Origin of the sequence: Bradyrhizobium sp. CCBAU 45389 (assembly GCF_028128625.1) — a bacterium.
In the GTDB taxonomy this organism is placed as follows: domain Bacteria; phylum Pseudomonadota; class Alphaproteobacteria; order Rhizobiales; family Xanthobacteraceae; genus Bradyrhizobium; species Bradyrhizobium liaoningense_B.
In genome coordinates, this window is sequence record NZ_LBIY01000003.1 from 2,671 (window position 1) to 3,368 (window position 698).

Genomic DNA, 698 nt, shown 5'->3' on the forward strand with positions numbered 1-698 from the left:
ACGAGCGCCGCAGCAAACAGCAAGCCGCAGCACTGAACGCCGAGACCCGACGGCGCATTCTCGATCTTGCCGAGCAACTGCCACGAATCTGGCACGACCCGCGTGTCGACGTCCGCGAGCGCAAGCGTATTGTGCGTCTACTCATTGACGACGTAACCCTGATCAAAGCGGAGAAGATCACTGTTCACGTGCGCCTGTCGGGCGGCGCGACGCGCTCCTTGGTGCTCGAACGGCCGTTGCCTATCGCACAGATCCGCAAGTTCAAACCCGAGCTCGTCGCCGAGGTCGATCGTCTCCTTGACCATTACTGCGATCGTGAGATCGCTGAGATTCTCAATCAGAACGGATGGCGCACATGGGAGGCAAAGCCGTTCAATCTGAAGAAGATCGCCTTCATTCGAGGTGCCTACAAACTGGCGAGTCGATACGATCGACTGCGCCACTGTGGCATGCTCACGACGCGCGAGGTCGCAGCGAGGTTTGGCATTGCCAAGACCACCGTGCAGGAGTGGGGCCGTCAGGGACTCATCAAACAGTGCTACGCTGACTGCCTTAACCGTGGCCTCTGGGAGATCCCATCAAATACGACTATCCTTAAAGGCCGCGGCGGCCGCCGCTCCCGCAAACCGCAAACAACATCTATCACCGCGCAACTGTCAGGATGAGGTGCAATATGAAGCAATCGCCTTGTCGCGCGG

The 698-nt window shown here is 59.0% G+C and carries 1 pseudogene; it reads left to right on the top strand.

Annotated features, from left to right (window positions below):
* Positions 1–665, top strand: a pseudogene (locus XH79_RS03775) (recombinase family protein); the annotation flags it as partial.
* Positions 666–698 lie beyond the last annotated feature (33 nt).